The sequence below is a fragment of the Brevibacillus sp. NL20B1 genome (genome assembly GCF_018195675.1).
Lineage (GTDB): Bacteria > Bacillota > Bacilli > Brevibacillales > Brevibacillaceae > Brevibacillus > Brevibacillus aydinogluensis.
In genome coordinates, this window is record NZ_JAGTPT010000042.1 from 1 (window position 1) to 15,126 (window position 15,126).

Annotated in this window: 15 protein-coding genes; 9 read left to right on the forward strand and 6 right to left on the reverse strand. The window is 43.0% G+C overall.

All coding sequences use genetic code 11. The features are described from left to right. Positions 1–76: 76 nt before the first annotated feature. From KDN35_RS19435 to KDN35_RS20155, 6 genes are all read right to left on the reverse strand, one after another. A complete protein-coding gene (locus KDN35_RS19435; protein ID WP_212133684.1) occupies positions 77–3,289 on the reverse strand; it encodes a DEAD/DEAH box helicase in 3,213 nt (1,070 codons plus the stop codon). A gap of 3 nt (positions 3,290–3,292) precedes the next feature. Beyond that, positions 3,293–4,204 carry a hypothetical protein gene (locus tag KDN35_RS19440; protein WP_025846285.1) on the reverse strand — a complete coding sequence of 304 codons (912 nt, stop codon included), beginning with the start codon at positions 4,202–4,204 and terminating at the stop codon, positions 3,293–3,295. Between the two features lie 243 nt (positions 4,205–4,447). Continuing rightward, positions 4,448–5,299, reverse strand: coding sequence for a hypothetical protein (locus KDN35_RS19445; protein WP_212133685.1), 852 nt, complete (start codon positions 5,297–5,299; stop codon positions 4,448–4,450). Then, on the reverse strand, positions 5,296–6,618 hold the full coding sequence (locus KDN35_RS19450; RefSeq protein ID WP_212133686.1) for a hypothetical protein: 1,323 nt from the start codon (positions 6,616–6,618) through the stop codon (positions 5,296–5,298). The genes KDN35_RS19445 and KDN35_RS19450 overlap by 4 nt, the downstream gene beginning before the upstream one ends. 69 nt (positions 6,619–6,687) lie before the next feature. After that, positions 6,688–7,302: a zinc ribbon domain-containing protein gene (locus KDN35_RS19455; protein ID WP_212133687.1), complete on the reverse strand. Its 615-nt coding sequence runs from the start codon at positions 7,300–7,302 to the stop codon at positions 6,688–6,690. Between the two features lie 71 nt (positions 7,303–7,373). Further along, positions 7,374–8,663 carry a flagellin N-terminal helical domain-containing protein gene (locus tag KDN35_RS20155; RefSeq protein ID WP_212133688.1) on the reverse strand — a complete coding sequence of 430 codons (1,290 nt, stop codon included), beginning with the start codon at positions 8,661–8,663 and terminating at the stop codon, positions 7,374–7,376. A 141-nt stretch (positions 8,664–8,804) separates the two neighbouring features. Here KDN35_RS20155 and KDN35_RS19465 point away from each other — a divergent pair, with 141 nt between their 5' ends. From KDN35_RS19465 to KDN35_RS19505, 9 genes are all read left to right on the forward strand, one after another. Next, complete coding sequence (locus KDN35_RS19465; RefSeq protein ID WP_349291007.1) at positions 8,805–9,179, forward strand: helix-turn-helix domain-containing protein; 375 nt, start codon at positions 8,805–8,807, stop codon at positions 9,177–9,179. A gap of 319 nt (positions 9,180–9,498) precedes the next feature. Beyond that, positions 9,499–9,993, forward strand: coding sequence for an antirestriction protein ArdA (locus KDN35_RS19470; protein ID WP_029098177.1), 495 nt, complete (start codon positions 9,499–9,501; stop codon positions 9,991–9,993). 112 nt (positions 9,994–10,105) lie between these two features. Then, positions 10,106–10,366 (forward strand): hypothetical protein, encoded by a 261-nt coding sequence (locus KDN35_RS19475; RefSeq protein ID WP_249179211.1) that lies wholly within the window; start codon positions 10,106–10,108, stop codon positions 10,364–10,366. 264 nt (positions 10,367–10,630) lie between these two features. Continuing rightward, a complete protein-coding gene (locus KDN35_RS19480; protein ID WP_249179212.1) occupies positions 10,631–10,822 on the forward strand; it encodes a hypothetical protein in 192 nt (63 codons plus the stop codon). 107 nt (positions 10,823–10,929) lie between these two features. After that, entirely contained in the window at positions 10,930–11,547 is a 618-nt protein-coding gene (radC, locus tag KDN35_RS19485; RefSeq protein ID WP_212133694.1) for a RadC family protein, read from the forward strand. 22 nt (positions 11,548–11,569) lie between these two features. Then, positions 11,570–12,166, forward strand: a complete 597-nt coding sequence (locus KDN35_RS19490) for a JAB domain-containing protein (RefSeq protein ID WP_212133696.1) — start codon at positions 11,570–11,572, stop codon at positions 12,164–12,166. Between the two features lie 133 nt (positions 12,167–12,299). Next, positions 12,300–13,190 (forward strand): hypothetical protein, encoded by an 891-nt coding sequence (locus KDN35_RS19495; RefSeq protein ID WP_212133698.1) that lies wholly within the window; start codon positions 12,300–12,302, stop codon positions 13,188–13,190. Continuing rightward, positions 13,187–14,020, forward strand: coding sequence for a hypothetical protein (locus tag KDN35_RS19500; RefSeq protein WP_212133700.1), 834 nt, complete (start codon positions 13,187–13,189; stop codon positions 14,018–14,020). The genes KDN35_RS19495 and KDN35_RS19500 overlap by 4 nt, the downstream gene beginning before the upstream one ends. 292 nt (positions 14,021–14,312) lie before the next feature. Beyond that, the coding region (locus KDN35_RS19505; RefSeq protein ID WP_212133702.1) for a recombinase family protein at positions 14,313–15,126 on the forward strand (814 nt) is incomplete at its 3' end.

Consider the following 15,126-nt stretch of genomic DNA (forward strand, 5'->3'; position numbering starts at 1 on the left):
TATTGATAGGATAAACTAAAAACAAACTGGGAGTGGTGAGTCCACTCCCATTAAATTTTTTACTAACAGAAACAAACTAGATCATTAATTCATTCCATAATTTTTTTATGTCCGAAGGAGTAATGTCTACATTTTTTGGTAAGACTTTTTTCCACTGTTCATCATCAAGGTTATCAATCCATTTTCTTATCTGTTCATGAGAGTCGGGTTCCTTACGAACTTGACTTTTCCACAATTCAGCAAGTCCTTTAGCAACAAATCTGGGGGCTCCAACCATTCTAAACCACACTGCTTCTTTTGAAGAGACTCCAAAGTAAATCATCGAAGGAACATACCCAACATCGTCCCACTTTTCTTTTTCAATCTGGGATAAATATATTCCCTCCAACGCACCTATTCCCCATGAAGCCTTTCCAATTAAGTTAGAAAATAGATACTTTCCAAACTCTGCTTCTCGTGTACCAGGATCGTTATCATTATTGATAGGATGCCGTTCTGCCATTATGTCTAGTCGTTCTCCGTTAACCCATTCTTTTAGAATGGTAGCGACTTCTCTCGCATTGAATGGTTGTCCTTTCCCTCTTCCAAGTTGTATTTCAGGAAGATCGGCAATTGCCTCAATCCGTCTTGTTAACGGAGTTACATCACCACTAAATAAATTTTCTGGCTTCCAGTCCTCATACTTAGATAAATCCTTAAAGTGCTGTTTCTCTGCAAGTATCTTTAAAACACTTGGGGTGGCAAATCCTGTTTGATCCGCAATTTGTACTAGTCCCTTTTTACCCTTAATCTTATCTAAATAGTCTCTACAAAGCTTTAATAATTTTTTGGGAGCATCAACTCCAAGTTTTTTTGATTGATGGTAAACAAGGCTCGCACGTAATAAGTCTTCAATTTCTCCAGCTAAATCCGTCTCACCTGCCACTTTCAAAGCATGAGCTAAAAACTGCATCAAAGAGGATAACTCTGGCCATTTCTTAACCGAATTAAGATTAAACTTGTCAGCAATTTCATCAGCACGGTGAATCAGGTTAGAAAGCTGACTAGATATTTCTTCAGCCTCTCCTTGCAAGAATTCAAGTATTTCCGCTTTCGTATCAGCGTCTGGTGCTGGAAAGGTAATAATTCCGGTTGTGTCAACCAAAGCTCTACCTGCTCGACCAGCAACATTCCAAAAATCAGAATAAGTTAATCTATTCCCTGATCCTTTTACTAACGATTCAATAATAACTGTACTAATGGGGAAGTTTACTCCTTGTGCTAAAGTAGTTGTGCCACATACCACCTTTATTAAATCTCTTTTAATTAAGCCCTCGATAAGCAACCTTGCTTCTTGTGATAATCCTGAATGATGATAAGCTACTCCTTTATATAATAATTTAATTAATGGTGTATTGGGGCCTTGTTCTACTGCCAAGAATCTGCAAACGGACTTAACTAGTTCATTGTTTTCATTGATACTCTCCATTGTACTTGCGATTTGCTTAGCTCGTTTAAGGGCAGTTCCTCTACCTCTGCACAATACAAGAACAGCACCTCTTTGATTAAAAACCTTCGCTCCTGCAATAGTATACCTCTCCAAAGACGGTCTCCCTTGAACAATATCTTTATCAGCTAATCGAATCTTTCTGCCGGGAGATATATCTAATGCCTTGGAGGCAGGTACTGTTTCTAAAATGAAAGCTCGTTTATCTCTAGAACCATCTAATTTTAAAACTCCAACGACTGTTCGACTAGGTTTCCAGTCTACTCCAATTGGTGGTAAGGCTTGATCATCTCCTAACCAAGTTACTAACTCATTGTCATTAGGTAGAAATGGTGAAAGTAATAGAAATCTGGCTCCCGCTCTTTCCCGTTTTAAAGTTCCTAATAATAATTCTAAACGGGCCCCCCGACTTCGATCGCTAATATTATGAGCCTCATCGGCAATTACTAACGCAATGTCTTTTGTAACAGGGTGATCTTTTCGTATTAACAAATCAAGCTTTTCGGGAGTAGTAACTAAAATATCTGTTTCTCCACTTAACAGACGTTCCTCAGTTGGATTCAACTCAAAGGCTGGAACTGCCTGTTCTACAACAAACTTAGGATTAAAATTAGCAAAGTCTTGTCTTAAATCAGATGTAACTTGATTTACTAACGCTCTTGTAGGAACTATATACATAATTTTTCCATTAGGGTTAAGGGCCTTTGTCTGAATTATGGAGAACTTTGCTAGCAGTGTTTTGCCTGCACTTGTTGGCATTTCTACTAGAATTGCTCTTCTATACGGGTCAAGTAGGTTTTTTCGAAGAGCATCTTGCTGACTTGGCCATAATTCAATAACTGGATTAGGCCTACCCTTGTCACTTAACATTTTTGCAAAATTTCGCGGTGTTTCACCTAGCACATTAACATGGGTCCAAATTGAATTGTTAGCGAGTTTCCAACAACCGGCCCACATAAGTTCCGTAAGATGCCGCATAAAAACTGACCCACTTGCCCCAAACGCTTCTAAAGCCTGATCCTTATAACGATCTAATCGATCTGAAATTCTTGATATGGACTCTGAACCAGTCTTAAGGTATTGTCCAGTAATGGTAATTATTTGGGCCAAGTTGTAATACCCAACAAGCTCATACGCGGCGGCAATTTGTGATACTCCGCTTTGAAACCTATTTAAATATGTATCCTCGTATTCTTTTTGAAGTTCTTTCAGTTCGTCAATGTACTCTAATGCCTTATCTACATCTTCCCATCCATTTTTCTTCCTGCATAAGTATATAAATGATAGGAAACATGTAATACGTACTTTATCCCCCCAACTGTTAACATAGTTTGTACCCTGAAAGTTAAACTTTTTAAGTTCTAATCTTGTTTCAGACGGCCTATCTGACATCAGCCCACTTACGGCAATTCTAAAAGCAAGGATAATCTCAGCCGGTAATGGTTCACCACTCAATTCTTTTTCAATTAATTCTAGTGCGGCTCTAGATATATCGCTTTGGTTATTCTGTGTTGACGGGAGATTTATCATTGATCTCCAAGAGCGAAATGCTAAAAGAAAATTATCTTTTACCGTTCTATTTGTTTTGTTTAATTCAAATTCATCTACAGCTTGTCGCTCAAATAAAAAACCGAGTCGAGGTAGCCTTTCAATATTTTTTTGAGTAAATATGTGAGAATTACGTGCAATATCACGTACTAGCGATTCTTCTTCAGCCTGTAGAACAAACTCAGTAATTCCAGTATCTTTAATTAGTTGTGGTATTGATATTGGAGGTAATGACGGTTGCGTATTTTCTTTCATCAGTTAGTCGCACCTCCTCTCATTTAAGACCTTGAACCATTCGTCGATTATTTCTTCTAGATTATTCCCATTTTCTTCAGGTATGCATATGACTAGAAATCGAATTTTACCTGGAAGGAAATCTTTTGCATGCGACATGAAGGACCCAAAATCATTACAAGTATGAACCATTTTTGGACGTACCAAAACGCAACAGGTGATTAATTCTAATCGATCAAACATTTTGTATTCGAACATCAGAGCGGCGGTCATGAACAATTTTTGTAGCTCTGAACTAGTTGTTCTTCTAGCAACGTCCCAGATTTTTTTACATGTCTCAGGTTTAGAAATGTGATCTAGATGTTGATTCCTCATGCTATCTTCCGATGAGTCAACAACAGAAGGGGGTGAAGTACGTTGACTTGAAACTTTCGTTTCAGTTAATACGAGCCTTAACTTTTCTCCTGTCTCAATACCAATTCCATCAATTCCACGTCCCGGTAGTTGAACAAGCTCCCTGTCTCTTATCGATTTGTATCCGAATTGAGTCGAATACTTTTGCTCTAATGTCATGTAAGAAATTACTTCACCAAAATCACTTCTAACTACATCAAAATTACCACCCCTTCTCTCGGGTATGGTATTATGAAAAATCCGCTCTTTTATAGTGTCTATCGAAAATTCTAAGCCGTCCAGGCATATTGGTTCAATAGGAAACCTCGTGTCAGTTCTAAGCTTACCATATTCATTTGCGATGGCTTGTTGCCAGTCACCTTTAACTACCCAAGCGTAATAACAATGATCCCCAATCACCTTTTCAGATACTATATCGAACTCTAAAGACAATATATTCACCTCACCATACAATACCATTAAGGACAAAGAATACTTATGACAAAATTCGCCAATTAGTTCTAAAGTCCTCCACCACAGCATGTATTTTGTGAATTTTTAACAAAAAAACCCCTTCGTTTTTATATCAACCCAAGACCGTGTATCATTGGGCGAGTAAATAGAAATATTGTATAAATTTCGCTCAATACCTCAAGACACCTCAACTAAATCTTGAAAAACACATAAAGATAAGGCGTTCCGGTGATAATTCTCTATGTGCCGGACGCCTTCTCATTTCATATATCCAATTTTTATAGGATTTGGTACATGAAAACGATTCGTATACTAAAAAAGTTTTAGAACGAGGTACCCGATTACTCCGATCACAGTTGCAGAAATGACGCCCCCTATTAATATCCCCTTCATCAGTTTGTTAGATGTTGGTTGCTTGTTCTGCATTTCCTTGATGAGTACAACTTGCTCGTATAGAAGCTCAATATGTGAGGCTGTACGGGTATGCACACCTTTAGCCTTGTCCAATTCATCGAGAATCTCATCGATCACGGCAACACTATGGGCATGACACATTGCCAACGTCAGTACGAGTTTGATCGTCGTTTGTTGGGCGTATGTCAGGTCACGCATTAAAGAGAGCATCTCCCGCTGATTGGAGCCGGTCAATCCGCCCCATAAACGCCCAAGGAACCCTTGATTCTCCATCTTGTCGATCCGATGTTCAATGGAGAGTAATTGATTAAGGGAATTGCGTACAATAGCTCTCACTTGCGTTGGATCAATTAAACGAGGGTTCTGTTTTACCGCCGCAATCACCTGCTGTTGAGTTGGTAGGGAAGGTTCTTCGGCTTTCACTGCACTATATCCGGGTGAAGATGCTTCATCAGGTGTTTGATGGAAGAAATCAGCGATGTGATGTCGAATATTCAAATCACTTTGCATCGCATACAAGTCACGTTCAGCTTTCTGAAACTTGGAACTGGCCGCACGTACAGCCGCACTATTACCGGATTTCACCGCAAAGTCAAACTCTCTCTTGGCTTGATAAAATACTTCTCTACGTTTGATGTATTCTGCACGAATTGGATTCGTTTCCGGTGAATGTTCAGGAGCTTCCGTTTCAACAGTTACGGATACTTGCGGTTGACGGATTGAAGCAGAGTGGGGGTGTATGGTGTTCATTTACGTTTACCTCCTAGCAAACGAAACCGCATTTCGTCGCACCGATCCAAAATATCTTCGGCGGCTTGACTGTAATCGATTCGTGTCATGGTACCATGTTGCCGCTCCAGTTTTGTGTATATCTCATCCGCTTTCCATCGATCTTCTTCCATATCGTTGACGATGGAGACGGCCCGTTCCAGCACATCGGCGTTCACTTCGGACAGCTTGGCGATGTAGATTGATCCATGATGCAACAACTCCACGTTGGCTTTCACCGAGTTCGCCGTCTTCAAAACTTCTCCGAAAGTGCCTTCTCCAAAGGCGTTGTCAAGCAGTCTGCGAAGCGTAATCCCGGCCACGAATCCAATGCCGTGACCAATAAGCCCGCCCGGAATAAATAATGTTAATCCAGCGAGAACGCCTCCAGCGATACTCCGTTTCAACGCATTTTTCCCTAGCCGCTCCTTCAGTTGCTCCCATGAGATTTGCCCGTTTTTGTACTGAATGAACTGGACGAGTCCCGATACAGTAACGGAGATTGCGGCTCCGATGGCAGCACCTCCGAGAAGTTTTTCCGTAACATCAACAGGAGTAAATCCTACAGACAAATCCCCGCTCAGAATCTTCTCTTTCAACACTTCCGCCGAGGCTGCGTTGCTGTCGAGAGTGCCCATCACCTTCGTCGGATTCGGCAATCCCATCTCCTTGGCCCGGTCGATCAATTCTTGGGGGCCGACAAGTGTAATGTCGGGGCGGTAATGGTCGTTGTGCAGAAACTCTTTCAATGTCTGGTCGATAGTATCCGGCGAACGTAGTGTCTTCACCTGATATTCGTTAACGATATCACCGGTCAGACGATTCATCTCCACGACATCAATGCCGGGATTGTTACTGGTAACTCTTCCATCGACATTCCGCACAAAATCCGTTTTCGTGAACAGACTTCGCAGATCGCCTTGCATTTGACGAACGAAGTCCACTTCGCCCGCGATATCCCCTTGCAGGCGGTTCAACGCATTCGCCGCAGATTGATCACTCCCGTTCAAACGATCAACCAGCCAATCCTTCATGCCGTCAACCGTCTTGTAGGCTTCCATGTTCGGGAATTTTTGCTGAAGCAGTTCCGCTATTTTCACTTCCCGGACGAAATCATGTGTCCCTTCAAAGACATGCGGTATTCCCTTGGTAACAACTTCGTATGTTGGGATGGTCGTAGCGACATTGATGAAGGCAGTCAGATCACTTTTGGAAAGGTTGTATGGCAGATGTTTCATTCCAATACGGCTTTCGATCTCGTGATAATCATTGCATTCCTTGCAGAAATAACCTGAATCCATCGAATCCCTCCAGAAAATGGTCATCAAACAAAAGACGGGAGCTACAGGAACTCCCTCATCAACTGGTGTTTATTCATTGAATTCATGACCGCAAAAACGGCAAATCTTTGCCCTTGCCTTTACAAGCTCGGCACATTTCGGGCATTCTTTCGTGTCTGCCGTAGATGCCGAATGATGTTGAATGGCCGACACTTCCTGTTCAATCAGTTCTTGCTGATTAAGCATATGGCGTTCGTATAGCTGGCGTTGATGAGACATTTCAGCTTGGTAGTAATCCTCCAAGTGTTTCAATTCTTCTCGCAGTTTGGCAAGTTCAGATTCAATGGCTTCACAGTGTTTTGCCGCTTCTTTCTGCTTCTCCATTGCCGTTCTGCGAATGGAAAGCCCCTTGCCGCGAAAGATAGCACCCAGGATGATGCAAAATACACCTACTAAGCACATGATCATACCTACCGCTAAAACATCACTCTTGGACTCTTCGGTAGCCATCATGATTCCGATCAAGGCGGCCAGTGATCCGATGATGAATCCGACCCAGCTAAGCAGGATCAAAAAGCCGCCACCCAATTCTCCTCCGATCCCCACACTTCGGTACCGATCCAGTTCCTGCTCTTTTAACCGGATATCGTTGTTGATGCTCTCCAGTTTGATCCTGTACTCTCGTTCCAGTTGCTCCAGCTTCATCTTGAAAGCGTCGGAGGTATTAATGGTTCTCACAAATTGTTGCAAGGGAAAGCCCGTCCTTTCTTGGCATACTATCGAATCAGAGTTATTACTGATTCCGGGGTATGCATTGCTTGTGCCAACATGGCCTGCGATGCTTGGGAGAGAATCTGGCTCTTGGTGAATTTCATCATTTCCTTGGCCATGTCCACATCTGTTATTCTCGATTCAGCCGCCGCAAGATTGACCCTATAGTTCGATGCGTTGTTATGGATGTGCTCCAATGCGTTTTGATAGGAGCCAAACTTTGATCGTTCTGCGGACACTTTATTGATAGCATCGTCAATCTTTCCAATCGCTTCTATCGCTTTCTCGGGCGGATCAACCGCAATATCGTCGATGCCAAGTGCTGTGGTGCGGGCATCCGTTAACTTGATCTTGTATGTATCACTGGCATCAGGGCCAACCTGTAGAATCACATCAACGGATTGGTTGGGCAGAGTAGTGGAGTTAGGGTCTATGGTCGCTTCAAATTGAACCACAATTTCCGTCCATACACCGCCGCCATCCGAAAAGTTGGGCGAGTCGGAAAGGTCATTTCCCAAGATATTCTCAGGTGGTACTCCGACATAGGGAGTACCGGAATAGGAAACGAGTTTCGTCGCGTAAACTTCTGTCTCAAGATATCCAGTGAGTCCGTTTACCCTGACTGCGGTGATATTGTTGCCAAATCCCCATGTCTCCGCTCGTGTCTTAAAGGTGTTGGTACCGAGATCAACAGAAAAATGATAAGGCTCACTCGACTGTGGAGGCGGGGCCGGAGTAGACCAGTAGACACCATTCACCAGATCGGCGATAGAAAAAGTTTCTTCGTAGATGGTGTTGATGCCGGATTGCTCAAAGATGGTGATGCTGACCGCATTGGCCAAATTGACAACGGTAAGTCCCGATGGTGGGGTATCTGACACGTTTAATAAGTGGATTCCGTTGAAGTGGGTGTTGTTTGCGATGTCATTGATGGTGTTCTTGATTTGATCGATTTCTTCCTGAATGCGTAGTCTGTCGTCCGAAGTTAACGTCCCGTTGGCCGCTTGCAAGGCAAGCTCTCGTAATCTCTGAAGATTCGGATTCTGTATCTCGGCGAGACCCGATTCGGCCGTTTGTACAAGAGAAATGCCGTCCTGTATATTCCGCTCAGCCTGTTCCAAACCTCTAATTCGTGCTCTCATTCTTTGTGAAATGGACAGGCCTGCGGCGTCATCTGCCGTTTTGTTTATGCGGAGTCCCGAGGATAGTTTTTCAATTGATGTGGCGGTTTTTCTATAATTCCGATTCAGCTTGTTGAGCGAGTTTATCGCTGAAAGGTTATGTTGTATCCTCATCCATCTCACCTCTACAAAAACACCTATCTATATTATCGTTACCAAGGACAACCAATTTTAGCTTTATGCAAAATTATATTAAAATTTTCTAGTTTGTGCTACTGACGGATGTAGTCGATACTCCCCTACGCTTGTGTAGAGGTGGTATCATTGTCAGATTTCTTAAAATTAATCGGGGAAAGAATTCGTTCATTGAGGAAGGAAAAGGGACTGACTCAAGAAGCCTTGGCAGAAAAATCAGGCATTCATTATTCATACATTGGTGGCATCGAACGTGGTGACCGTAACATTTCTCTCACCACGCTGGAGAAGGTTATTAATGCATTGGAGATTACACCTGTCGAACTGTTTCAGTTTCACAAAGTGGATATTGAAACCGAACTTTTAGATAAACGGATGCTCATAGAAGCACACAGAAGCTTGATGATTGATCTGAGCATGGATGAAGTAAAACTGATTCACAGGATTGCGAAAGATATAGCAACCTCAATCGGTTCTCACCGAAACCGATCGTAAAATCGCCTTAATGGGCAAAAAATAGACAGATTTCCCCGGAGTACCACTCTGCACTTTTTAAGTACCCCCGCCTGCCGTTTCATGCCCCACCGGGTTCTATATGGACTGTGATCTACTGATTCATTGGTAGATCGCAGTCCTTTTTTTGTTTTTGTCGCTCTGCTGAGCGTGACAGCGAACAGGGGAGGTGAGAGGCTTCCCACACAGAGAGGAGGTGAATCTGGATGATCAGGCAGTGATGTTTTGAATGAAAGAAGCAGTGTGGTTATTGGCGTGACTTTTTTGGTGAACAAAATTCGGTAAATCGGAGGGAGTCTGTATGGAGGTTAGAATTTACGTTGCCAATCTGGCGAAGTACAACGAAGGTAAATTGGTTGGCAAGTGGCTAACGCTGCCGCTGAGAAGTGAAGAGTTAGAGGAAAGGCTAAAGCAGATTCTGGGCGAAGATGAGGAATACGCCATTCATGATTACGAAGCACCATTCTCCATCAGCGAGTATGACAATGTGTTTGCGATCAATGAAGCCGCCGCCGTTTTGGCTCGATACGACAGCAGAGTTGTTATCGCTCTTTGTGAATGCGTGGACAACGTTGAAGAGGTTGTGCGGCTGTTGGAGAGCGGCGACTACAGTGTGTATTATGATGTGGACAACTTATGTGATGTCGCGGCTGAAATGATCGATGAAGGTTGCTTTGGTTCCGTTCCTTCCTCACTCGTTTGCTACATCGATTATGAAGGTATCGCCAGAGACTTGAAGATGGATGATTGGCACATTAATTACGAGCTGAGAGTTGCCGTCCGCCCGCATTCTTAATCACGCCGTTTATTTGTAACAAGGATTTGTGTAATGGTGCCTGCTTGAATCAAAGCGGGTTATTTGTCGTTGCGAAAAAAGCGAAAACGACGGGTTGCAAGACAACGGGACGATGAAAGGAGGTGAGATGACTATGAGGGATTTGTTGAAAAGGCTGGAGTTGAAACAGGTCGATCTGCTTGTCAGGGAACGGTTGCTGAGAAACTCTGACATGAACCACCCAAGAAACATGTTCAGCCTACAACAGGTTCGGGAGGAGCTTAAAACCCTGCAAATTAAATTGGATATGATCGACATCCTGCGGTCGATTGAACTCGAAACCAATAAGAAAGGAGCTGTAACACATGCAACAGAACAAAATGAATCTGTCTGATGACCTTGTAGTGTTGTTAAATCGGTTGGCTCTGAACGGAGAAATTCGAATGGCCGGTCACGTCTTGCACGCATACGTCATCCGCTTCTGGAAGATTGAGAGGGATGTTGCAACCAGATTTGTCATTGGATACTTTGAAAAGTATTATCCAAAGCAGTTACAGCGGTATGTGAAAAAGAGAAGACAACGGAACTGAGTGGCTCTTCTGCACTGATTAATGGCAGGAGGGCAATTTTTTTATGTCCTTGGAGGGAGGTGAGGATGATGGAGAAGTGTGTTGATTTGCATGAGAAGAAAAAGTGGTTATTGGCGGCGTTGAAGCATTTACGGAGTATCAAAGAGTTGCGTCCCGCTTGGGGGCGGCTTTATGCCCGTACTCTCGTCAAGCTGGTGCTAGTCGAGATGAAACTGGAGCAGTTGGAGCAGTTAGACAAACAAAAAGAGGTGCGACCATAAGGATCACACCAAAAAACTTTGCTGATTGCATTGTACAGGATTTCATTTCAACAACACAAGGAGGGTTCGCCGCCCTCCTTATTTTCATTTCACGGAGGTAATTGACGATGATTGATAGATTTGACAACAAGCCTGCTCTTGCCGATATCTTTTCACAGATTTTGCGGGAGAAGCCTGACAGTCACACCATTCGCACTTTGCTGACCAACTTTCCAACACTCCATGATTTGCTTCAGACCACAGAAGAGGAATTGAGAGCCCTTCCTCGCATCGGTGTAGTTAAGGCGAGAAAAATTATGGCCGCTTTAGCTAGTGCTCGAACTCTCTGCACTGAAATATCTCGTCCGCAAGTTGTTCGTTCGGCCAAGGAAATTTACGACTTTCTCAAGGCTGAGATGATTTATTTACCTCAAGAACACTTTGTTGTTGTCGGTTTAGACAAGCGGAATCGGATTTTATTCTGGAAGGTAGTCAGCGTAGGAAGCATCGATGCGGCAATAGTTACGCCGAGACAGACCTTCCTTCCATTGTTAAAGCATTCACAAGTAGAGAAGGCAATATTCGTGCACAACCATCCTTCAGGTGATCCTACTCCATCAAGGGAAGATATAACCATAAGCAATACTCTCAAGAAAGTAGGAGAAATCATTGGCGTGGAAGTTCTCGATTCAATTGTTTGCGGCATGAATTCGTACTGCTCTTTAGCTGAGCAGGGATTTATGTAAATCTAGTCAGGAGGCGGAAAGCATGGCGAAACTCATCAAAAACCTAGTAAGCTCCCACATACTACGGGAGAGCGACTTGTTGACGATTCAAGCATTGTTACATCACTTTGATCACCCGAATCAACTTAAAGGGCTATCTCAAGAGGATTTATCTGAAATAGTCAGTTCATCTGCGGAAGGAAAACAGCTTCATGCTACCCTGAAACTAGCACATTTACTTTCTAACCCCGGCAGGCAGGATAGGTTCGTTATCCGCATGCCTAGAGATGCCTACCAGTATTGCAAGGAAAAGTTTGAGATGGTCGGCGATGGACAAGTGGTACTGCTGGCATTAACGACTAAGAATCATGTCCTGAGCCTAACTACTATTGATGAGAAAGTGATGGCCGACATCCCCACTTGCCAGCGATTTATCTTCCGCGAACTAATATTGCGGAACGCCGCTTCAGGGATACTGGTACACATCCTAAAGGAGGGCGACCTTAATCCTACTACTGAGCAAATCTCAGTGGCTAAAACAATTACTGAGGCCGGGGATGTGTGTGGCATATCGATTTTGGATATTCTTCATATGACAGGTTCAGAGTATCTTAGTTTCAAAGAAAAGGGGTGGGTATAAGAAGAATTGGTGGTATGGGAGTCGTTATAAGGTAACTGGCTCCCATTCCCATAACGACTAGTAGGCCTGATGTGGTCATGTTGAGTCTGTTCTGTTTAAATTAAAGTATAGGAATTGACTGGAGGAAGTTGCTGTGCAGATACCTAACTTTCAGAGCTATTTCAGAAACACCGGTGCGAGGAATAAGTTTATTCTTTCTCCATCATGGTTCCCTTTTCAAAGACAGATATTAAGCGAGGTATATGGTGATTTTAAAGACCGTGACGCTTTTGTTATCTATCTATATTTGTGTAAACATTTTGACTACACATCCAAAAAGACATATCGATGCATTGATACAATTCACAAGGATCTGAAGTATAATTTGCCAACTGCACATAGACCGAAGTATTCAAGGAAGGTTCAGAATGCATTAGCCTGGCTTGAGCGAGAAGGTTTTATTAAACGTGTTAGTGGAAAACAGCAGTGGTTCCGCTCCACTATTCTTGTCGCTCCAGATTACCACTATGGTCAACAAAAATTCTATTCTTGTCATGAACTGAACTTTGATTTTGATGAGTTAAAAGCACATAACAAAGGCTACATTATGGTGCCAAAAACAGTATTAACAGAAAAAATGCTGGCTGACACAACCCTTGCCAAACGTCAGTGGACAATCACTAAGCTGAAAACAATTTTGCTACTGTACGCATATTGTTGGCTTGAATTTTACGGGGGAATCGATCCGAGAATCGTGCAGATCGATCAGCAAGGTAAAGTTGATCTTAATCCAGGCTTCTGTTATGCGTTAAAAGGTTCGACCACAGTGATATCGAGAACGGTTATTTCTTTGATAAAGGATGGTTTATTTATTCCAGTTAGGTGTTGGTTTGAGAAAGGGATATACACGGGTGATGTAGGTACATATCAACCGAATTCAAATGCAAAAGTCGTTGAACGAATTGTGTTACGCCCGACCCATTTAATTCTTCATCAAGTCGAAACCGATGTTATGAAATCTAAAAAGGGGTATATGGAAATATGACGACAACATGGAGGAAGTTGAAAGTAAAGGTGGCAACTGAAATGGTTGATGTTCTTCATGATGGATCATCTACAATAGAGATTTTGGGGGAGCCTCATTCTCAGTCGATTGAATACGATTCAACAAAGGAAGAAGGGATTCTACAATCCATTCAAATGATGGATTTTCAGGCAAAGGTCGCAATGCTGTTACGTGCGGAATTGAAGAGGATGGGTATGCTTCCCCCGCTTCCTGCTGAAAGGTATCGTGTTGAAATTGATGTTGTTTCCAGAAGGCCGAAGAAGGAGTTGCCATTAATCGAAGTAATGAAATCGGTTGTTGATGGAATCAACAAAGAGATTATCGGGAATGACCGCAGTATTTATGAATGTTGCATCACAAACGCAGGGCCCCAAAATGTTCAAAGTCGTTCTACGCAACCTTTGGATAATCTGTCAGTTAGGATTTATCCATTGAGTGCAAATACAGGTTCACCTGTGGTTAGTTTTTTTGATGTTCCTATTTATATTGTCCCGAAGGAAGAGCCGCTTTTAATCGACTTCGACAATGACACACGTTGGGAGCCATACAATTGGGATTTGCAAAAAGACGTGGCGGAGTCCCTACAGAACGATGGAATGCAACTTTCAGGAGTTGGCGGCCCCCTTCAAGTGAATATGACGTTCATCGGTGGAAAGGTTGCGGGTATGGACATCGATAACATGGCTAGGGTTTATTTGCCGATCCTTTGGTATCTCGGAGTTAACGAGGAGGAGGTAAACGCTATTCATTTGTACAAACAACCAGTACAAGGGTATCAACAGAGTAGTACATTGATTGTCTTGCAATAGGTGTATACACGACCGAGAGCAGTAAAATCCTTGAGGCTCTAAGGTTAAACCGCTCTTTGATGTAGACCAAAGTACAAACATTTAATAGAGATTACTGAATGCTAGATGATACTATCTATCGCACTTGTCACATTAACCAATGTGATGAGTGCTTTTTTATTTACAGCGAAAAATCAACGGTGAGAGGCGTTGAACAGCAGAGAGGAGGTGAAGACATAAGCTTGTATAGTGACGTATCTCTTGCAATCTCATTTAATCAACGGATGAAAGAATACCGGAAGGAGTGGTCAATATGAATGTTGCCACGTATTTAAGAGTTTCATCAGAACAACAGGCAAACCGTGAATTGTCCATTCCGGCACAGAGAGAGGCGTTGAAGGCCTATGCTGATGCAAAAGGATGGAATATCGTTGAAGAATTCGTTGACGAAGCAAAATCGGCGAAGACGGCGGATCGCCCTGCTTTTCAAAGAATGATTGCTTTGGCTCAAAAGCCTGACAAACCGTTCGACGCGATTCTCGTGCACAAGTTTGACCGCTTCTGCCGAAGACGTGAAGATCATATTATCTACAAAGCCCTGCTAAAAAAGCAGGGTATTGTTGTGCTTTCCGCAACCGAACCAACTGACTCGGAAACCCCACATGGCGTCTTGCTTGAAGGAATGCTGGAGGTTATCAGCGAGTTTTATAACGTCAACCTGAAGCATGAAACACTGAAGGGTCTACGAGAAAACGCATTGCAAGGTTTTCACTGCGGTGGGCGTGCCCCCTATGGTTATCGTTTGTGTAAGATTGGTAACAGAGTGACATACGAACTTGGGCCAGAACATGAGGTGCAGACTGTTAAACAAATATTCAGCATGGCCGCAGAGGGCATGGGAGGCAAGAAAATTGCACGTCTGTTGAATCAGCGATCGCAACCACAAGAAAAAAAGTGGAGCCCTTCAACCGTACTTTCCATTCTCAGCAATGAAGCGTATCTCGGTCGTCGCGTGTGGAATAAGAGGTCTGACGGTCGTCCAAATGATCAAGGTAAGTGGATTGTTACAGAGAAGAGTCATCCAGCCATTATTGATCAGGATCTCTGGAACGCCGCTCAATCATCCC